Annotated in this window: 12 protein-coding genes; 5 read left to right on the forward strand and 7 right to left on the reverse strand. The window is 52.1% G+C overall.

Translation table 11 applies throughout. The features are described 5' to 3' along the window. Positions 1-6 precede the first annotated feature (6 nt). Positions 7-1,023, forward strand: a complete 1,017-nt coding sequence (locus EP25_RS0107570) for a DUF6635 family protein (protein ID WP_051906478.1) — start codon at positions 7-9, stop codon at positions 1,021-1,023. Between the two features lie 137 nt (positions 1,024-1,160). Then, on the forward strand, positions 1,161-1,544 hold the full coding sequence (locus EP25_RS0107575) for a hypothetical protein (protein ID WP_031433316.1): 384 nt from the start codon (positions 1,161-1,163) through the stop codon (positions 1,542-1,544). Between the two features lie 12 nt (positions 1,545-1,556). Here EP25_RS0107575 and EP25_RS0107580 read toward each other — a convergent pair whose 3' ends face one another. The 6 genes from EP25_RS0107580 to EP25_RS0107605 all read right to left on the reverse strand — a co-directional run bounded on the left by EP25_RS0107580 (position 1,557) and on the right by EP25_RS0107605 (position 13,114). Further along, on the reverse strand, positions 1,557-4,664 hold the full coding sequence (locus tag EP25_RS0107580) for a DEAD/DEAH box helicase (RefSeq protein WP_235185859.1): 3,108 nt from the start codon (positions 4,662-4,664) through the stop codon (positions 1,557-1,559). A gap of 13 nt (positions 4,665-4,677) precedes the next feature. Then, entirely contained in the window at positions 4,678-7,071 is a 2,394-nt protein-coding gene (locus EP25_RS0107585) for a cellulose synthase subunit BcsC-related outer membrane protein (RefSeq protein ID WP_031433318.1), read from the reverse strand. After that, complete coding sequence (locus EP25_RS0107590) at positions 7,047-8,060, reverse strand: glycosyl hydrolase family 8 (protein WP_031433319.1); 1,014 nt, start codon at positions 8,058-8,060, stop codon at positions 7,047-7,049. Before EP25_RS0107590 ends, EP25_RS0107585 begins: the two co-directional genes overlap by 25 nt. Then, positions 8,050-10,320 carry a cellulose biosynthesis cyclic di-GMP-binding regulatory protein BcsB gene (locus EP25_RS0107595; protein ID WP_031433320.1) on the reverse strand — a complete coding sequence of 757 codons (2,271 nt, stop codon included), beginning with the start codon at positions 10,318-10,320 and terminating at the stop codon, positions 8,050-8,052. Before EP25_RS0107595 ends, EP25_RS0107590 begins: the two co-directional genes overlap by 11 nt. A gap of 5 nt (positions 10,321-10,325) precedes the next feature. Next, positions 10,326-12,521 carry a UDP-forming cellulose synthase catalytic subunit gene (gene bcsA, locus EP25_RS0107600; RefSeq protein ID WP_051906480.1) on the reverse strand — a complete coding sequence of 732 codons (2,196 nt, stop codon included), beginning with the start codon at positions 12,519-12,521 and terminating at the stop codon, positions 10,326-10,328. 185 nt (positions 12,522-12,706) lie between these two features. Then, the gene (locus EP25_RS0107605; RefSeq protein WP_031433322.1) at positions 12,707-13,114 is read right to left on the reverse strand and encodes a response regulator transcription factor; all 408 of its coding nucleotides are present in this window, start codon (positions 13,112-13,114) and stop codon (positions 12,707-12,709) included. A 264-nt stretch (positions 13,115-13,378) separates the two neighbouring features. Here EP25_RS0107605 and EP25_RS21855 point away from each other — a divergent pair, with 264 nt between their 5' ends. The 3 genes from EP25_RS21855 to EP25_RS0107620 all read left to right on the forward strand — a co-directional run bounded on the left by EP25_RS21855 (position 13,379) and on the right by EP25_RS0107620 (position 16,878). Next, complete coding sequence (locus EP25_RS21855; protein ID WP_036300345.1) at positions 13,379-13,999, forward strand: response regulator transcription factor; 621 nt, start codon at positions 13,379-13,381, stop codon at positions 13,997-13,999. A 73-nt stretch (positions 14,000-14,072) separates the two neighbouring features. Continuing rightward, entirely contained in the window at positions 14,073-16,352 is a 2,280-nt protein-coding gene (locus tag EP25_RS0107615) for a Tex family protein (RefSeq protein ID WP_031433324.1), read from the forward strand. Between the two features lie 88 nt (positions 16,353-16,440). After that, positions 16,441-16,878 carry an exosortase system-associated protein, TIGR04073 family gene (locus EP25_RS0107620; RefSeq protein ID WP_084190984.1) on the forward strand — a complete coding sequence of 146 codons (438 nt, stop codon included), beginning with the start codon at positions 16,441-16,443 and terminating at the stop codon, positions 16,876-16,878. Positions 16,879-16,935: 57 nt separating this feature from the next. On the opposite strand, the gene EP25_RS0107625 is transcribed toward EP25_RS0107620, so the two are convergent. Then, positions 16,936-20,382 carry an AAA family ATPase gene (locus tag EP25_RS0107625; RefSeq protein WP_031433326.1) on the reverse strand — a complete coding sequence of 1,149 codons (3,447 nt, stop codon included), beginning with the start codon at positions 20,380-20,382 and terminating at the stop codon, positions 16,936-16,938. Between the last annotated feature and the right edge of the window lie 70 nt (positions 20,383-20,452).

Below are 20,452 nucleotides of genomic sequence, written 5' to 3' on the forward strand. Positions count from 1 at the left end.
GCTTGCATGAAAACTCCGGTCAATCAGCGGCAAGGAAGCAGCAATAGTCACCCATCCCTTTCCGAGGACCAACGGCGTGTAATCCTAAATGCAGTCAATGCCGGCATCGAGCATTACATCCGGGCCCGGAAGTCGAAAGTACCGGCCTTCGTCGCGGAATATTTCTCCTTTCGCGGGGCCCTCAGGCTGCATCGCAAAGCTTTGGGCAAGGATTTATACCGAACGCCGCTGAATATTCTGTGGTTGGCGCCATTGGCCATGATCAAGGCCTCGTCCTGGCTTCTGCACAAAGCCGGCGCCGACGCGATGGCACTACGCCTCAATGGCCTTCCCAAAGGCTTTCAAACCGATGTACAGAAAGAAATCAACTGGCTCATCTATACCGAACTGCTGGAACTGCCTTATCAACAAAACTCCAGGACATCGAGCAAAGACGCCTTGCTAGAAGCTATCCTGCAAGACAGTCAACTGGCCAGCCTCATAGCTGGCTGCCTGACCGAAATCAAGCAAAAATCCAGCGAGCCCGGTTTTCGCCTCAAACTGGAAAGAAATCTGCAGGAATACGCCAGTAGCCGTTCCGCCGCGGCCGAAATAGCCGGCAACCTCATCACCCTGTCTTCCGGTTACATCGCTTTTCACCAATCCATGCCCGGCGCCTGGTCCAGCGGCAGCGCCACCGCCGCGGCTATCGCGCAAAAAATCGCCATCGCCAAATTCTGGCTGGGCCCGACTCTGGGTGCCTGGTACTACGGCTTGTTTCCGGTCGCCGCGTCGACCGGCCTGGTTATCGCCGCCACCGGCACGATCATGGCCGGCCTGGGACTGATCACGACCTTCTCCGGTATCATCACCGATCCCTTACAAGCGTCATTGGGAATGCATCAAAAACGTTTGTACAAATTCATCGACGCCTTGGCCGATGAGATGAGAGGTAACCGCAAAACCCGATACGCCATCAAGGACATCTATGTCACGAGAGTCTTCGACATACTCGACCTGCTGACTGTCGCCCTGCGCTGTTGACTTTGTGAATGCTTTGGCTTAAACGGTCGAAAAAGGCGCCTTAGGCAACGAATAAAAATTTTCATTCGTGCGTATCTAGCGACACGAAGAACGGTTAGAATGACGATTCCGACTTTATCGACACATCGGTTCCGCTTATGAGCATCAAATCCAGTCTATTAAAAATCGCCATCAAGCTGACGCCAAACATCATCGTCATTTGGGTGGCCAATTTCATCCTCAAGGGCATTGCCGAATTATCGGAATTCATGTTCGATCTCGAATCCCGTACCGCCTATGTACAATTGACGCTCAATGGCGAGGCCGAACCCATTGACGTCGCAATCGACGGATTCGCCATCGTCACTGAGCAAGATACGCATCGCCTGATCATTCGCCATGCCCAGGCGAACAAGCCTTGGTTGAATCAGTTACTGTCCAGGGTCACCGGCAAATACTGGGAAATACCTTCGATACCTCACTACCAGGAACAAATCGAACTGATTGCCGAGCTTTTTGAAGAAGAAGTCGCGCCACAGTAGGCAGCGCAGCGGTCACGCCAACGCTGCAAACAACCTCTTCGTCTCGTTAAACGACTGTTCGACCAGGTGATCGGACAATTCCGGGCTGCGGCTTAGGGAAACGACGCCGACCACGGAGCCGGCCTGCTCGAGAGTCAACAAACCGGTCGGCACGATTTCGCAGTATAACCAGACCGCTGCCGACTCCGGCGTAGGAGCCTGGCTTTGCCCATTCAACCCCGCCAATTTCTGCAACAAAGCGGCCGCCAATAAATCCATAACCCCATCCGTGCATTGTTGCTGCAACAGAACTTCGGCCGAGTGTAACTTCCGCTGCGCCATCTGCAGCAACGGATTTTCCCCCTTGCCTTCGCCATGTTCAGAAGCAAACAAGGTCTGCGACTCGGCCAGCGGCGAGGCATTACCCAGGCGTTGCAAACTGCGCCAGGCGCGGGTATCGATCGCCGCGACCGGCACATTGTCACGCGATAACTCCTGCGCCTGTTGTTCATCGGCGTCGCCCAATCGCTCAACGACCACCAGCAGACCGCCTCCCGAACCTACAATTCGTTCGACACGACCGGGAAATAATGCCTGGATTTGCTCGATTGTCCGCCGCAAGTCCCCCTCGTCATCCGCCGCTTGGCCGACAGCGCTTTCCCTGTTCTGCGACACGGGTTTTTCGGGATGGGTTTGCTCGGAAGGAACGCTTTCCCTGGCCTCTTTAACCGATGGCTGGGCCAAATCATCTATCAACGATTCCAGCATTTTTTTAGAAATGCCGACCACATCCTCGCTGGCCTCGGGATCGATGACATTTTCGAACAAATCGCGCTTTCCTTTAACCAGACTGGCGACCCGTTGTTCGTAGGATTCTTCGGCCAACAACAAAAAGATCTGGACATTGCTATGTTGCCCAAGGCGATGAACCCGAGCAATACGTTGATCCAATATCGCCGGGTTCCACGGCATGTCCAGATTGATCAGAACGGTGGCCGACTGCAGATTCAGACCGGTGCCGCCGGCGTCGGTGGAAATGAAGACCTGCACGGCTGCGTCGTTTTGGAAACGTTCCATCAACTCGCCGCGTTTATGCGTCGGAATGCCGCCATGCAGGCGCACGCAACCAAGCCCCATACCCCGCACCAAGGATTCGACCATCTCCGTCATCAAGGCCCATTGTGAAAACACCACCGCCTTACGATCGCTTTGCAAACACAATTCCTCCAACAAGCGCGCTAGTTCATCCAGTTTCGGCGCCCCTTGGGTTTCCTTGTCCACCAGGCCGGCTGCATTACAGGCCATACGCGCCTGTTGCAGAGCGGCCATCAAACGGTTTTGTTCGCTCGGCGTCAGAGGCCTACGTGTGGCGATCGTCGCCAAGCGTCCAGCCGTGGACAAGGCCGCATCGTGCAGTTCCAATTGTGCGGCTGTCATCGGAATATCCAGGCTGACTTCGGTGCGCTCGGGCAACTGGTCTCTGACCAAAGTCCGGTTGCGCCGCAATACCACCGGAGCAATGCGGCGACGCAATTCCGACAGATTGCGGTAACCGATCACCTTGCCGCGTTCGTCGGTGATATGAAAATCCAGCAGGCAGCGCCACAGGGGCCCCAGCACCCGGGCGTCAACCACCTGCAACAGACTATACAAATCCTCCAGACGGTTTTCCAACGGCGTTCCGCTCAACACGAAGACATAACGAGTCGAAATCAATTTCACGGTGGAAGCCAATTTGGTACGCCAGTTCTTGATGCGCTGGGCCTCGTCGAGAATCATCAAATCCGGTTTCAAATCTTCGCTGATGACGGACAGGTCGCGCAAAACCAATTCATAATTAACGATGAAGAACAAAGCATCGGCGCGGTACTGCACTGCCCGGTTTGATGCTCCGCCTTGGATGATCTGTAGCGGATGGTTCGTAAATTTCGCGATTTCCCGCGCCCATTGGTGCTTGAGCGAGGCCGGACAAAGCACCAGCACGCGCCGCACCCCTTCGTTTTCGATCAACCACGAAGACGCCGCAATCGCCTGTAGCGTTTTCCCCAGTCCCATATCATCAGCCAGCAGGGCGCGGCCGCGCGAGGCCAAAAACGCCACCCCTTCGCTTTGATACGGAAACAGCCGGGCCTTGATCCCCGGCAACAAGCCTTGAGCGCGCATGATTTCGCGGCTGATTTTTTCTCCACGCAAGGCCTGCGCCGCGTCCTCCGCGCATTGGCGGACATACTGCTGGGCGTCGTCGCCCACTTGAAAATCTTCCCGTCCGTAAACCCGCTCGGAAAAGCGGTAAAAATCATCCGGCACCCGCCCTCTAAACACGTTATCCTGATTGAAAAATTCAGCCAGCAGGCTATCCAGCTCGTCACTTACCTCCGCTTTACGGTGCAGACGCAGCGCAGGACGGGTGGCCGATTCCCAGGCCAAATATACGAACGACACGGGGCAACCTGCTTCCTTTTGAACTTTGTAACCCGGCTGTTTCTTGGCGTAATGCAGCACTGCCTCGATATGCTTGCAGGTTCCTAAGCGGTTACTGGCCAGATCCGGGCAATTACAATAGTTCATGCGCTGATCCAAGGAACGGATTTGCACTTGATACGAGCGCTGCCAATGTGTGGCCGAGACGATCGATGTTGCCTGCCAGGTGCCGAAACCGAGATTGCCGCTGAGTAGTTTGACCCTGACCTCGTTGCGCCCTTTTTTGACGCGTTCCTGGATTGCCTCGTCGACCGCGCTACCTAGCTTGGCTTCATCGCCGTCGAAACCGAATTGATCGGCATAGGCATACAATACGGCCACGGCATGCCGGCAAGGTTTGGTCCCGTCATGGCAATCACAATGGACAAGCAGGCCGCCGTCATCGGCCTGCGCCAATTCCAACCAATAAGGTTGGTCATCCTCGGCGTCCTCTACTTGGGCCGTCAAGGTGTCACCATTCATGTCCAGGTCGAACACACGATTGTCGGTAAAATAAGCCAGGCCTTGTTTGATCAACTCCTCCGAGGCTACCGTCTGCAAGCGTTCGGTATCGTAAAGAAAAAAGTCGGTTTCCATAGTTCGGGTATCGGTGTTTGGTTCGATCGCTATTTTATACGAATTGAAAATCAATGGCTGTCTTGGGTTACAAAACTTTGCCAATGCAATGCCATCCTCAAAAATAGGAGGCAAACAAACTTCGGGGAATATCCCTGCTGAACACGGCTTTGCGTTGTTCGAGCGTGTAACGGATGAAGAGACCACCGGTGTAATCTTGATAACCGTTGGTTTTGCGGAATGCGGCGCCTGCTCCCAGTTGCAGATGGGAGGTCAACAACCAGACGCCTTTCACTTCGAAATCCAAGGCTTCGCCGCTGCTATGGTCGCCAGAGTAATGGCCCAGGCCGGTGTTACCGCGAGGAAACCAAGGCGCCCCCTGTTGCTTGATGACTTGTAGCCCGGCGGTAAATCGCCCCTTGATGATAAAATCCCGTCCTTCATCGGTCAGGAAATTGATTCCAGCACCGATATTGGCGTACTGCTCGGGACTGAAATAGCCGCCGTGACCAAAGGTGTAATGGCCGAAGTTTTTGTCGAAATGCTGATAATTGAACGAAGGGCCGACGGTAAAGTAATCGAAGCCATCGACGTTCAGCTCCCGGCCGACATTCATGGCAACAGAAATGGCGTGATTGTCCGCGACATTTTCGCCGTGGAGCCAGGCGTATTCGGCACTGCCGGAGACATTCCAATGCTCCGCGAAACGGATGAACTGGGAAGCTCGCATGCCGGTTTTCAACACCCTGCCCCAAGCATCGAAACCATTTTCGTTAAACATCGGCGCTAGCTTACCCTGATAAGGGTCGTCGGTCCCGACATAAGACAACATCGACTGTCTGACCGGCTGGGAAAAAGCTTCCAATCCCCAGTTTCCGTATCCGGTTTGCTGCATGAAACCCAGGCGAAACGTCACCGCCGGATCGATCGCCCCACCGATCGGCGTGCTACCCAAGCTGGCGTAGGGACTGAACCAGCCGTCCTTGCGATAAGACAATTCGACTTCCAAAGCATTATCCAGACGCTGTTCCGGCAGGGAGTGATCGGCCGCCAATTGCCGGCATTGATGGGCAAAGCGACTATCGGGAAAACCAGCGATTTCGGAGCCGCAATGACTTAGCCCCCCAGAATACAAGGCAATCCGGGTCAAAGCGAGAGAAAACTGATGATTGCCGGCAACGGTATAAGATGCCGTCAACGACGGTAGGCGATAGGTGTCCAGGTGACTGCGGCCGTTTTCTCCGGAACGATGTTGCGCCCCCCCTTCCAGATCCAGATAGGGTGTATCGATGTTGGCCAATGCCGGAAACTCCTCGGGAGCCAATAGATAAGCGGATTGAAACTGTTTGCGTCGATACAATTCCCGGGCATGGAAATGTCGGTACTCTTCCGCCAGAATGCCATCGTAATCCACAGCCTTATTGCTCAAAACGGCTCTATCCAATTGGGACTGAGCGAGAATATAAGCTTGCGCGTACTCCTTCTTGGCATATTGTTGATAAAGCCGTTCGAATACGCTGGCCGCCTGCGGCAAATGTTGCCTTTTCAGGTCGACCCAGCCGATCAATGTCAAAACCTCTTCATCGTCGCCGACAATGGCCCTGGCCCGCTCTATGTTTTCAGCCGCCTCCTGCCAACGCCTCGCGTCATAATTCTGCCATGCCCGCTTCTTGTAGACTCTTGCCGCAACAGCCATGCTCCGAGGAGAAGGCCGCCGAATGCCTTCGTAATATTCGAGCAATTGCGAAAAATACTTAAGTTTTTCCAGGCTCAGCAATTGCCCGAACCGCGCTTCGTCGTCTTGCTCGTTCCAGGACTCGGTCAATTGAAACCACCTTAACGCCTGAGCATATTCTTGCCGATTAAAATATCGCCAGGCAACCACGGTCGCCGTTTGCCAGTCGCGGTTTTGTTCTATCCCCACCCGTAAAAACTTGCCGGGTTCTGGTCGGTTAGCTGCCGGTTCGCCGAGATAGGCCGCTTTCAAGGCCGCATAGATCTGCCTGTCGACGAACTCGGCGGTCAAAAACGTCTTTGCCCATTCGCCCAACGCGACAAAATCCTCGCTGGCCAGGACAGATCGCGCCTGCTCCAGAGTTTGCCTGGCCAAGGACGGTTGGCACCGACGAATCAATGTTCGATAACGGGCGACAGCCTTGCCGACCTGATTTCGCTCCACCTCGATTTGCGCCCAATGCCATTGTCTGGCCGCCGCATCGCAGTATGCAACGCGCTTTATCGTTTTGGGTCGAGCCTGTCCGGGGACCTTACCCCGTTCAGCCAACGATTTCAGTAAAACTAAAGGAGGTCGCCACTGGGGATAACTTTGTTGCAGGTTATCGATCTGGCGTTTGAGCTCTTCTATTTTTCCTGCATGATACAGCTGCCATAATATCCGTTCATCCGGATGCGCCCTGTTGCCATCGATCTCCGCTGCTACCGAAACAGCGAGCGACGACAAAAACAAAGCCAGTAGCAAGGCGGCAATCAACCGAATATTTGCCGATAGCATATTTTACTCAACAACAACAAGGTGGCCGCGTAATAATCCTGCTCTGCGACCGAACCAAAGCGCACCGTATCCAGGCGTTTTTGGCTGACCAGGGTCAACTGCTTGATTGCCCTGACGCCGTCGGATGCGCCATGGGCATCCATTACCGCGACAGTAAGATCGACCCAGGCCGGCGTATAGCTGCCGTAAAATTGCCAGTAGTCGGCAAACGCCTTCAGCAACGAACCGTCGGCGCCTCCCCAAACCAAATACAGCGGGATTCTGACGGCATCGTAGCCAAAACGCGCCGTACGCTGCGGTTCCGGCTCGTGATTCTTATTCAGCGCCAACCAATCCGCCGGCAATCGATGAGGGCCGAAACGCGCCGTTTTCAGCAAATGCAACCCGTTTTCCGTCAATTTCATCCATACCGGGTCCTTATCAACTTGGTTGAAAGCGTTAAAAGCGGGGTAGATCCAATAGGAAAGGTTGATTTCAACCGACTGTCCATGCTGAAAACCATAGGCTCCGGGTAACAGCAACGGCCGCCCATTCCATTCGATGACCAGTTGTTGCTTGATAGCTTGCATGATTTTGTCGGCTTCCAACCGGTAATCGGCATTCCGCCATTTTTGCGACGCTTGCAACAACGCCCAGGCGATAATGATATCGCCGTCGCTGGCGTTATTCATGTCTTCATCCTCCAGCGCTGTATCGGGACGCCGACGCCAGATGAAAAGTTCGTCCTTGCGCAGCTGTAAATGTTGTCGGGTCCAACGCCAGATAATATCGAAAATGCGTCGATCGTCATTTGAAACCGCCAGCAACATACCGAAACCCTGCCCTTCGGAATGGGAAATACCGGCATTGCCGGTATCGACCACCCGACCGTCGGCCTGGACAAAACGCTCTTTATAACTTTGCCAATCCTGTTCGACAGATACCGGCAACTGAACCTGACAGGCCGCGACGATGGACATCAGCCCTATCAACGCGAGTTTATTCAGCATCTTCCTCCACCCCGGGATGCGCCCGACGCTTGAATAAAACTAGCAAACGATATAACAACCATGCCGCGATCAAAAGGGTCACACCGACCAGCAATAACCAGCGCCAGGGATGATCGGAAAAATGCTTGACCATGTTCAGATTGAGGTCTTTATCCCCCAATACAAAACGATCGCCTTCCCATTGTGAATAAACTTGTTTGCGTTGATTCCAGATAAAGACATTTTTCTGCAATTGCCCCCAGACATCCGGAGAGAGCAAGGTATGCATACCTGGATATAGCGCATTCCCGGTTTTGCCAAGAATAGTTAGCACCAAGCCCTCTTCAATATCGGCGCTTGGATAGGACATCAACAGAAATTGATTGCCCAATCCAGCGCTTTGCGTGACGAGAGCATTTTCAGGGGAGCCGGCGGTGATTTGCGGCAGCAGGTCATCTCCGGATATTACCGCCAATAGCCTTGTCCAGGCAGCTTGATCCGCTTTGATTTGCCTTTCCCGGTAAGGATAAGGAAATCGGCTCGATTGTCCCAAGCGCACCGGAGCATTTTTCAAAACATCGGCATCGACATTGCTCGAACCTATGGCAATACGATACTTTCTGTCAGGTAAATCTTTGGCTACGGTGATCTTGAAATCGAATAGAGGCGCATGCGCCAGCGCCGCCAACTTCGCCAGAAAAAGCCAACCCGAACGAATCGTATCGGATGACGAATTCATTAATTGCACGACTGTCTGGCCGGCGCTGCCGCCTTTCACGAATGGATAGCCGGTTGAACTCAGCAAGGCCAAATCCGGCAGGGTAGCGGCCCGCCCGGCCGGCGGAAATTCGATAGAGGAATCTTCATATAGCGTGACTTTCAGGTTTTTGCGCTGAATATAGGTGCACTCGCCATATTCGGACGGCGTCAATACCGCAGCAAAAGTCAACGTATTGAGTCCCGCTTTGAAATCGCGCAGCGGAATGGCGACTTGATAATCGCGATAATGCGCGCCATCGGCTTCCTTCAACCAGATCGAATGGTTGAACAATCCGTTCAAGGAAAGATTGATCACCGAATCACGACGCATCGCGGCGCCATAAGCCAAATTCAAATGCAAAACCACCATTGCCTCTTCGGTGCTGTATAAATCGGCCGGCAAATCGAACTGCAATCTCGCCGTCGAATACTCGGAATCGAGCACCCTGCTACGGTATCCGAAACGCGAAAAAGCGTAGGTTTGTTCAGGAAGCACTGTTTTGATCGGCAAGATCCCGTCGCCCGAGGGTAAATCTTGCTCGTAAATAATAGTCGAAGCCGCATCGGGAAAGGGGGAACGCAACAAGGCAAAAGCCTTGGCCGCCAAACCGACTTGGTCGCCTGTCCCGCCCGAGATCACCAGAATAAAATGCTGTTTATCGCTGTCCTGCCGAAACAATCCGATATAAGCGCCCTTGATCGCCGCCAATACCTCCGGCGCGATTATTTCCCGCAATTGCGCCTTGGTACCGAGCAGCACGGCATCATGCCGTAACAGCGAGGGATCGATATTAAAACGCTTGTCTTTAGCCTGGTCTTCGGGCCAGCGAAAAGGACGAACGGACTGTTCCTCCAATGTCATCGGCACATAGTCAAGGCGCAGCTTAACGCCCTGCGCAACCAGCCCCCCCCAGTATAAATAATCGTCGGAAACCTGATCCTCGGCTCGTAACATACTGATCGAATAATCACCGAGACGATCATTGATCAGTTCGTTCATGAACGCCAGGCTGGTGTCGACGTTCTTGTTCCGATAATTCAGCGTTAATGTCGATCTGACGCTATCGATACGAGTCCACAGTTCGGGCGCCGACCAGTCCTCGCATTGGGTAGCGGTATAGTGCTGGGCGACGCTGAAGGTCAAACTATTATAACCGTTAACCAGATATTCCCCGGCAATGTGCAGATTGATTCGGCGTTGAGGTTGCTTTGCATCAAGGCCGACCTGACCGACCGGGTAATCATTGAGAAAAATCGTCAGCTGCGAACGCTCGCTCTTCAACCTGTTGGAATTATGCAATAACAGGTCGAGTTCCAGCGAAGCGGGACTCACCCGCTCGGAAACGGGAAAACTGATGCGATAGGCATTGCTGACATAATCCAATAAAATAGGTTCATTCTTGACCATGAAGTGATTGATGGGCCAAGTTTTACTAGCTACGTCGGTCTCGGTAATCGCCTTAGCCAATAGCGGAAACAGGCACAAAACGAGGGCGAATAATCCATGGTTTAACAAGCGCATAAGTTTCAAGTTCTTATTCTTATTGGAAAGGCAAACAACTGCCTCAGATGTAACAAGCCATAATAAATACCGGTCTGGATCATGACCCGCATCGATTCAAGCAAGCCCGAATCGTGATTGGCCTGATCCTGTAACGACAACCAACGGGAACTGTCGCCGTGGACGAATCGTACTATGTCAGCATATTCTTGCAAATCGGAATAATCGAACTTTATACCATACAGGTATCGATTTCCTAGTGCGGAGACATTAACGACAGAAGCCGGATAGGATTCGGTACTTTGCGTCTTATCGTTGAAAACGTCGATTTGGCTGGTATGACCTCCGGTTTCAGGTAACGGATAGCGACTAACGAGTTTGCTACCGCCCATCGACAAATCCTGGATCGTGACCGGTATTTTTTTCGCGCCGCCAGCCGCTGATCGGCTCACCCAATGCGCGTTGATCCTGACCGGTATTCTAGGGTTTACCCGCCGTTGTTTCTGTTCGTACAGCACGCCCAAGGCGGCAAGCAGCAACAGCAAATTGAAAACCGCCCAAAACAGTGTGATGCCGGTCATTCCCCTATCAACGGGAAATTGCCAGAATTTCCATACCCCCAAAACGACCGCAAACGTCGTAAACCCTGTCACCCAATAAAACGGCTTGGATAGCGGAGAAAGGTAATCCTGCTCCAAAGTCTCCATTTTCGGCGTCACGGCAAAATGGGGCCGACGCGGATTCCTCAATACCGACCAGATCGCCCGAATGGAAAACAACGACTGCATGGTTTCGTAGATCTCCGAAACAAAAATCCACCGATCCCTGCTGAAAAGATAATGGCTCGATAATAATAAAGCCAACAGATAAGGCACGGTATAGGCGAAGAACTCATGGACATTGGCCTTATAGATCTTTAGGCCGAAACATAGATACAGGCCCGGCGCGACCAAAAAAATCAACCTGGCAAATGGAAAAAACCAAAATGCCATACTGGACAAATAACATAGTCGCTGCCAGATTCTGAGCTTGGATTTCCTGAGCGGGTTATTCAAAATAAAATTCTGCACCATGCCCTGGGCCCAGCGCATGCGTTGTATCATGAAACTGACGAAAGTTTCCGGTTGCAAACCGGAGATCAAGGGATAAAATAGATAATGCGAGCGCCATCCCCTACTGTGCAGTTTCAAGGCGGTTTCGGAATCCTCGGTAATCGTGACGCCACTGAAGCCCCCGACTTCGTCGATCGCTTGACGCCGCAAGACGGCGGCCGATCCACAAAAGAACGAAGACTGCCAATAATCCAGGCCGCGCTGGATGGAGCGGTAAAACATATAATTTTCCGGCGGCATGCGGTAAAACAGATTGAGGTTTTTTTCCAGCGGGTCCGGATTGATGAAAAAATGTGGCGTTTGCACCAAAAACAAGCGTTCGTCTTCGATGAAGGCGCCTACTGTTTTGGTTAATATATCCACCGCCGGCGCGTGGTCGGCATCGAGCACCAGTATCAATTCGCCCGATAACTGTTCGAGCGCGGCATTCATGTTGCCCGCCTTGGCATCGACATTACGCTCGCGGCTCAAATAGCGGACGCCCAAGTCACGGCATAGTCTTTTTAATTGCAGGGCTCTGCTACGCGCCGCAAGACGCGCTTGTTCATCCTCTGCAGTCAACTTCTGCCGGGTACCGCCGTCATCGAGCAGATAAATGTTCAGTTTATCTCTCGGATAGTCGATATTTTTGCCCGCTACCAGGGTAATTTTGACCAATTCAACCGCTTCGTCATAGGTAGGAATAATGACATCGACCGAGGGCCACGCGCTTTGGTCGGCCGTTAAGGCCACCGGCTTCCGCCGCAGAAGGCTGATATTGGTAAAAGCGCTTAAAAAAAACATCAATATTCCGTAGGTCTCGGCACCGTACAAAGCAACCGCCCCGATAAAACTGGAAAAATCCTCATAGGCCAAGGTGTAATGGGTGCGCCAAAAGAAATACCGCAATACCAAAAAACCGCTGAGAATCAGAAACAAAACCCGCCAAAAGGCTTGCCTTTTTAATTGCCTGATGACCAATAACGCAACTAAAAAAAACAACGACAGCAAGGCCTGGACTTCAATGTCGACGCGTAGCCAAGACAAATAAATCAGTGCGGAAAAAATACTGATCAGACTCAGCAGATAGCCGAACCGTAGCAACCGCCAAGCATCTTGCGGAGGTATCATTGATAGTGAAAAGGTAAGCAAAAATAGCTATCTTCACCTAGAATCGGCGACAGGTAAAGAGCACGTCCAATCAGTTAATGCTGACAGCTTACAACCAGAGCAGACAAAATCTTGCGAAGAGGGCACAAATGGCTTGGCTTGAAAACAGTAAGAGGAAGCAAAATAGAGATGGTGAAGAACGATAATTAGGCCGACTGTCGCCAGTGTTCGAGCAGCCTCGCTACCATCCTTCTGGATATCCAGGCTTCTCCGGTTTCGATCACGCGCAGCATTTTTTCGACATAACGGCCTAGCGTCTCGATATTCTGATAACCATTGGCGCCGGCCATAATGCAATCAATGAGTTCCTCGTCCGATTGACACTGGCCTATCACGACGATTTCGGCATCGAAATTGGCTTTTTTCAACACCTTGATGAATTGCGCCGTTCCCTGCTGGCGTACGGCATAATTCAACAAAATGATGGCACCACCACCCTCTTCCATTGCATTCAACAGCTGAATTTCGTTATCGCAGACGACCGCCGCTGCTAGCTCGAAAGCCGCAGCCGAACGTATTTCGTCATCGCTGTCAAAAATATATACGGGGATCATCATAAAAATTTAATACGACCGCTTTCAAATGTTTTAATACTAGAAGTCGATTATGCTTCTGCCTATTGTACAAAAGTACTAAACTGGTAAAAAAATTATCATCACTGCTAGAATGACATGGCTAATCATAGTACTAAGCGACTTTTTTCACCGGCATGTGTTCGTCGAAAAAGTTTAACCGGCAATACTTCGGTAAAATAACAGCATGATTTTAAAACCATTTTTTTTGAATATATTTAAATCAAAGCTATCAGGGTGAACCCAGTGGCGAGTATTTTAATCTATTCAAAAAACCATCAATTATTTGCCAAATACGCCAAGGTTCTCGCCGATGATCATCATGTCAATCAAACCCAGGAACTGAAATCGAATTGCATGGCCGATGTCATCATCGTGGATACCGATTTGCTCGATAATACCAATCAAGTATTCGACTTTATGCAAGAGCACCCCGCCTATTTTCTCATGACCGGCTCGCACTGGCCCGAGGAAAAACAGATCGACGCCATACTTCATGCGGCAGCCGGTTACTTTGACTTGAGCGATCCAGAAAAAATGCTGCATAAGGCAATTCATCATATTTTGCAAGGCGACATCTGGGTGCATCGCCATTTGGTTCCCAAGGTGATCCGCTCGTTGATCCCCAGCAAACCCAGCGAAGACTCCTCGAAAAATGAACACCCATCGGCGGAGCTTCTGAAAACTCTCTCCAACCGGGAAATGGACGTCGCCAACATGATCAGTTCCGGGGAAAGCAACAAACAAATTGCCCACTCCCTCAACATTTCCGAACGAACCGTCAAGGCCCACTTGACCTCGATCTTTCGAAAACTGAACGTACCCGACCGCCTCCACCTGGCCATTTTGTTGAAAGAAAACTCCTGAACGGCAACAATCTCGGAACAATCCAGTGGGGGATGTTATAAAATGCCCTTATTTTGCTAACCCGACAGACACCATGGACGTTATTCAACGCATCGCCGAAGAACTTTCCGTTTCCACTAAACAAGTCAACGCCGCCGTAACCCTACTCGATGAAGGCTCGACCGTCCCCTTCATCGCCCGTTATCGCAAGGAAGTGACCGGCGGACTGGATGATTCCCAATTGCGCTTATTGCAAGAACGGCTGATTTACTTGCGCGAATTAAACGATCGCCGCGAAACCATCCTCAACAGTATCCGTTCGCAAGGCAAGCTGACCGAAGACCTGGAACGGGCGATCCTGACCGCCGACAGCAAGACTCTGCTGGAGGACCTGTATCTGCCTTACAAACCGAAACGCCGCACCAAGGCGCAGATCGCTCGCGAAGCCGGCTTGGAGCCCTTGGCCGATGCATTATTGGAAGACCGATCATTGATTCCGGAACAGGCTGCCGAAGCCTATATCGATGAGAACAAGGGGGTAGCCGATGTCGCCGCCGCCCTCGACGGCGCCCGTCAGATCATCATGGAACGGATTTCCGAGGACGCCGAGTTGCTGCAAGAACTGCGCGAACGCATCTGGAGCAACGGCATCCTGCATGCCACCGTGGTCAAGGACAAGGAAGCGGAAGCCGCCAAATTTAGGGATTATTTCGATTATCAGGAAGCGATCGACAAGATCCCGTCGCACCGGGCGCTAGCACTGTTTCGCGGCCGCAACGAGGACTTGTTGTCTTTGACCTTGAAACCGGCCGCCGAAGACCAGGAAGAGCATCAACGCTGCGCGCAACTGGTCGCGCGCCATATTAATGTCGGCGACACCGGCCGACCGGCCGATGCCTGGCTGGCGGAAACGGCCCGCTTCGCCTGGAAGATCAAGCTGTTCACCCGCATCGACCTGGACCTGAAACTGCGTTTGCGGGAAGCGGCCGAACTGGAAGCGATACGCGTGTTCGCCAGCAATCTGCGCGATTTACTGTTGGCCGCCCCGGCCGGACCGAAAGCGACGCTAGGCCTGGACCCCGGCATTCGCACCGGCGTCAAGGTCGCCGTGGTCGACCCGACCGGCAAATTGCTGGCGACCGACACGATTTATCCGCATGCACCGAAAAACCAATGGGATCAATCGATCGCGACCTTGGCCAAGCTGATCGCCCAACATCAGGTCGAGTTGGTCAGTATCGGCAACGGCACCGGTTCGCGCGAAACCGATCAATTGGTCGCCGACCTGATGAAACTACACAAGGAATTGAAATTCAGCAAAATCATGGTCTCGGAGGCGGGAGCCTCGGTATATTCCGCCTCGGAACAGGCCGCCCGGGAATTTCCCGACCTTGACGTCTCGCTACGCGGCGCCGTCTCGATCGCCCGCCGCCTGCAGGACCCGCTCGCCGAACTGGTCAAGATCGACCCCAAATCGATCGGTGTCGGCCAATATCAGCACGACGTCAACCAGGTGCAACTGGCACGCAGCCTGAACAGCGTGGTCGAGGACTGCGTAAATGCCGTCGGCGTCGATGTCAACACCGCCTCCGTCTCCTTGTTGAAACAGGTGTCTGGCTTGACGCCCAGCGTCAGTGAAAACATCGTCGCCTATCGCGATGCCAATGGCCCATTCAGCAACCGTGAACAATTGAAGAAAGTACCGCGCCTGGGCGAAAAAGCCTATGAGCAAGCCGCGGGCTTTCTCCGCATCATGAACGGCGACAATCCTTTGGATGCCTCGGCCGTGCACCCGGAATCCTACCCCGTCGTCAATGCGATCATCGAGGATACCGGCAAGTCGATCCGCGACCTGATCGGCCAAAGCAGCTTCCTTAGGGGGCTTAAGGCAGCCAATTACACTGATGAACATTTCGGCTTGCCAACCGTGACCGACATTTTGCAGGAACTGGAAAAACCGGGCCGCGACCCGCGCCCTGAATTCAAAAGCGTGCAGTTCAAGGAAGGCGTGGAAAAAATCACTGATTTGCAGGAAGGCATGAGGCTCGACGGCGTTGTCACCAATGTCGCCAACTTCGGCGCCTTCGTCGACATCGGCGTGCATCAGGACGGCCTGGTACATATTTCGCACTTGTCAGACACTTTCGTCAAGGATCCGCGTGACGTAGTCAAGACCGGCGACATGGTCACGGTCAAGGTGCTGGAAGTCGACGTCGCCAGGCAGCGCATTTCCTTGTCGATGAAGAAAAGCACCGAAACAGGGGAGGTCCGCAAGGCGGACAAGGCAAGAAATAGTCATGCCAAGAAAACAAAACCGCAACCTGCCGCACAAAATGCGATGGCCAATGCCTTTGCCCAGGCACTAAAAAAGTAAAATCTGAATGCTCTGCTATACTGTGCTGTGAAAAAGTTGGGTTCCTGATTCGGGACCCAACCGGCAATGAACAGTTACAGGATACCTCATGAAACAAAACAAGCGATCATATATTTCCATTGCCCTAGCCTGCCTGTTGATGGCGATGTCATCCGCAACACTGGCGGACGAACAGGAAAGTTACGGCGATACCGTAGGGCGCAAGGCATTGAACGGTTTCGCCAATCTGACCACCTCCGCATTGGAAATTCCCAAAAACATCATTAATACGACCAATCAAAGCAACGTGGCCTATGGTTTTATCGGTGGTGGCGCCAAAGGTATTCTCAATACGGTGGGCAGAATGATGGTAGGGTTGACCGACTTGATCACCGCGCCGCTGCCTACAAAACCTTACATTTATCCGTTTTATGTCTGGGACGACTTCGATGTCGACACATCTTACGGCCAGGTTTTCCGTCTGAAGGGCGACCCTGACCTCCAACCCTATCAAACAAAAGATTCCAGCTATCAAATGCAAAGATAGGCCGAGTGAGCGGTAGGGTTCGCCGCGTACCCTACCGTTTTAGAATTCATTCGCCCTCTAGGCCGCCGGTTTCAACCCGCTGAAGCCATTGGGTTTCTTGAACATTTCAATTTGCGTTTTCACGCGTTTCTTGACGCCTTCCACATGGGAAATGATTCCGACTAATTTGCCATGCGTTTTCAGGCCCTCCAGTGCGGTCATGACCAGATAAAGCGACTCGGCGTCCAAATTGCCGAAACCTTCATCCAGGAACAGCGAGTCCAGCGCGTGACCATTGCTGGCGCTTTCCGCCAAGGCCAAGGCCAAGGCCAAACTGACGACAAAACTTTCTCCGCCGGATAACGTTTTCGGTAGGCGACGGCTGTTGCTTTGTTTAGTGTCTTCAATACTCAAGGCAAACCCATGTTCGCTAGGCTCCTGCCTGACATAGTAACGTCCGCTGATTTTCTCCAAAATTTGGTTGGCTTGCGACAACAGGCGGGCGATCATTTCTTGCTGCACCTTACGCCGGAACGGCACGGCATTTTCATCGGCCATCAAGCGCATATCGGCTTCGCACTGTTCCAGCACCGCCTTTTTCGCCTGAAGTTGTTCCTGCAAGCGGGCGAATTTTTCCTGCATGCTTTGTTGCTTGTTGAGCTTGTCCTGCAAAGAGCGAACTTCCAGCTCGGCAATATTCAGCTTTTCCTGCTGTTGCTGATGTTGCTGCTGAAGCTCGTCACCCGTCATAGTGCTCAAGGCCAACGCGCGTTCTTCCTGCAAGCGATTTTCCAAACGCGCGATGTCGCCCGACAACGTTTCCAATTGTGTCGATTGCGCCTGCAGTTGTTGCTCGATCTCTTGTTGCCGGGCTATCAGAGCCAGGGCTTCTTTTAATTCATCGACTGTGGCGAATGGGCTATCGGCCAACTTATCTTGCAAAGCTTCGCTGATTTTCTCCAGTTCCTCTTGCTGAGTTTCCAACAACAGCTCTTTGTCGGCGATTAACTTCTGCTTTTCGACCAACGCCAGATGCAGTCCGACCCCTTCCTCGGCTTGCAACATGGTCGACTGCTGTTGCAATTTATGATTCAGCTCGTCCACATCTTCCTGACAAATGTCCACTTTTTCCTGCAGGGATTCAATTTCCTCACACAGGACTTTTTGCCGCATCAAACGCGACTGATATTCCTTTCGCCGCATATTGAGACGATCGAACAAGGCGTCTTCCTGCCCCCTGGAAGGTAACGATTCGTCCAGCGCGCTCAATTGTTTTGCGACGGTTTCCGCCAGTTCCTTTTCATCGACCTTGCATTTTTCGTAGGCTTTTTCCATTTCCACCAACTCGCGCGGCCGATTGTCCCATTCCTGATCTAATTGCTCGTGGGTTTGTTTCAACTGTTCCAGCAAGGCTTCGTTTTTCTCGATCTCCGCTTCGGCCCTTTCGATGCCCAGATGCAGCTTAGTGCATTTCTTGATCAATCGATTGATATCGACCAACTGCCGTTTTTCCTGCTTGAGCAATTTTTTCATCAGCGACAAGTTATCGATATCTAATCGGGAACTGGCAAGATTAAGGCGATTGCTCAAAATACGCCATTGCGAGCGTACCCGCTGCAAGCGATTGTCTTTATCGACACGCTCTTGTTCCTGTTTTTGCGCTTCCTTGATTTGGAGTTTGAGGCTGTCCGAGCGGGTACGCAAGGCTTGCACCTTGCCGCGTTGATCCGCCAATGCCTTTTTTGAATCACCCACGACCGGCGGACGTGTCACATAAGGATGCTTCAAGGCTCCGCATAACGGACACGGTTTTCCTTCCTCAAGCTTGTCGCGATCAATCTCCATTTTTCTCAGCAAAGCTTCATACGCCACCGCCTTTTCCAACGCTTTACGGATGTTTTCTTCCTTGGCTGTTTCCAGTTGCACCGCATTAAGCCGCTCGACCAATTCCCGTTCTTCCAGCTCAATGGCTTGTCTGCTACGGGTAAAAATGCTGAATAATCCTTTTTTTGTGATTCGGGCGTTGACCTGGGCCAATTCGAACAATTCCAGCACATCATTGAGCCTTTCCTCTTGCTCGGCTTTCAGTTCCTCCAATTCCTCGAAACTTTTGCCGTGAGTCCTGTCCTTGATGGTTTGTTGGTCTGTCGCAATTTTTTTTTGCAGGAACTTGATGTCCTTGCTGACATTTTTAATCGCAGCTTTGTTTTTCTTCAACTCCGATGTGGTGTTTTTCGTCCATTTGGCGTGCGTTTTCTGCTTATTTTTCAGCTCCGCCAATTCATTGCGCAGACTCTTCAGTTTGCCGGTTTCCGGAAAATTATCCAGCAGTACCTTATCCGCCTCATGCTCTTGCAACCACTTGTCTACAAAAGCCAACGCCGATGTTTTCTCTTCCAATTGCTGGCGTATCGATCTCAATAAAGCATCTTCCCGTGGGAACTCCTGCTTCAATTCGGCAATTTCCAGCTTCAATTGATCGACGACCTGCTTTTGCTCGCCGATCGTCCGTTCCGTCTCGATAGCTTGTTGGTCGACCGGCCTTTCGGCTAATTGGCGTTGCAACATGGCGACTTCGTTGCGGAAGTTTTCCAACGTCTGTTGGCTCTGAGAAACCGAACCGGCTTGTTTATCCAGCAGGTCGACATCGTCCTTAAACACCAATGCCGGCTTCAGTTCAGCGATACGCGCCAAGGTATTCCGGCTTTGCTCTTCCTCCTTCGTTAGTGCCTGGCGCCGATCATCGAGCGCCGTCAATTGCCGTTCCAGTTCGGCCAGACCGTTAACCCAACTCAATTGCTGGCTCAACTCGGCAAGTTCCGCATTCAGTTCCTCGACCTGCTCGCTAAAATCCTGTAGATCGTGTTGGGCCGCCTCCACCGCATAGGCATCCAGCAATGGCGTCGCCACGATATCCTGCTCGATTGCGGCCAGTTCCGTTTTTGACTGTTCGTATTTCTGCTCGGTTTGCCGACGATATTCCTGATAGATGTCGCCGCCGGTGATCTTTTCCAGAATATCCATGCGCTCACTATCCAGCGCATTTAAAAAAGCGGCGAAATCACCTTGCGCCAATACCATCGATTTGGTGAATTTATGAAAATCCATGCCGGTCAATTCGGCAATATGTTTCCGCACTTGTGCAGGAGTCTGCTCCAACACTTGTTCCTCGCCGTTCAATTGGATCAGCGTCATTTCCGGCGGCAGTATTTCGCCTTGCGGCGACTCGTCCTTACGTTTGACCTGCCAACGCGAACGGTAGCGGACCCCGGCCAACTCGAATTCGACTTGGGCAAAACTTTCTATGGTCAGTTTGGTCATCACATGCTCGGACGGTTTGTCGAAACGGTAGGTCTCACCGTACAAACCCAGGGTGATGGCATCGAGAATCGTCGTTTTACCCGAACCATTCGGCCCGGTAATGGCGAAAACGCCGGCATCGGAAAATGGTCCCTGATCGAAATCGATTCGACTTTCTCCGTCCAATGAATTGATATTTTTGAAATAAATACTCAGTATCTTCATAATTTATTGATTTATATGTGCCAAATTTAAACCGCACTCGGTAGATGCGGCTTGGCTTTGGTACACATTC

The organism is Methylomarinum vadi (assembly GCF_000733935.1).
Lineage (GTDB): Bacteria > Pseudomonadota > Gammaproteobacteria > Methylococcales > Methylomonadaceae > Methylomarinum > Methylomarinum vadi.

Excerpts from the sequence above, each read along its gene's own strand:
- EP25_RS0107625 (WP_031433326.1), bottom strand. The coding sequence starts at position 20,382 with ATGAAGATACTGAGTATTTATTTCAAAAATATCAATTCATTGGACGGA.
- EP25_RS0107620 (WP_084190984.1), top strand. The coding sequence starts at position 16,441 with ATGAAACAAAACAAGCGATCATATATTTCCATTGCCCTAGCCTGCCTG.
- EP25_RS0107605 (WP_031433322.1), bottom strand. The coding sequence starts at position 13,114 with ATGATCCCCGTATATATTTTTGACAGCGATGACGAAATACGTTCGGCT.
- EP25_RS0107575 (WP_031433316.1), top strand. The coding sequence starts at position 1,161 with ATGAGCATCAAATCCAGTCTATTAAAAATCGCCATCAAGCTGACGCCA.
- EP25_RS0107570 (WP_051906478.1), top strand. The coding sequence starts at position 7 with ATGAAAACTCCGGTCAATCAGCGGCAAGGAAGCAGCAATAGTCACCCA.
- EP25_RS0107595 (WP_031433320.1), bottom strand. The coding sequence starts at position 10,320 with ATGCGCTTGTTAAACCATGGATTATTCGCCCTCGTTTTGTGCCTGTTT.
- EP25_RS0107585 (WP_031433318.1), bottom strand. The coding sequence starts at position 7,071 with ATGCTATCGGCAAATATTCGGTTGATTGCCGCCTTGCTACTGGCTTTG.
- EP25_RS0107615 (WP_031433324.1), top strand. The coding sequence starts at position 14,073 with ATGGACGTTATTCAACGCATCGCCGAAGAACTTTCCGTTTCCACTAAA.
- bcsA (WP_051906480.1), bottom strand. The coding sequence starts at position 12,521 with ATGATACCTCCGCAAGATGCTTGGCGGTTGCTACGGTTCGGCTATCTG.
- EP25_RS0107590 (WP_031433319.1), bottom strand. The coding sequence starts at position 8,060 with ATGCTGAATAAACTCGCGTTGATAGGGCTGATGTCCATCGTCGCGGCC.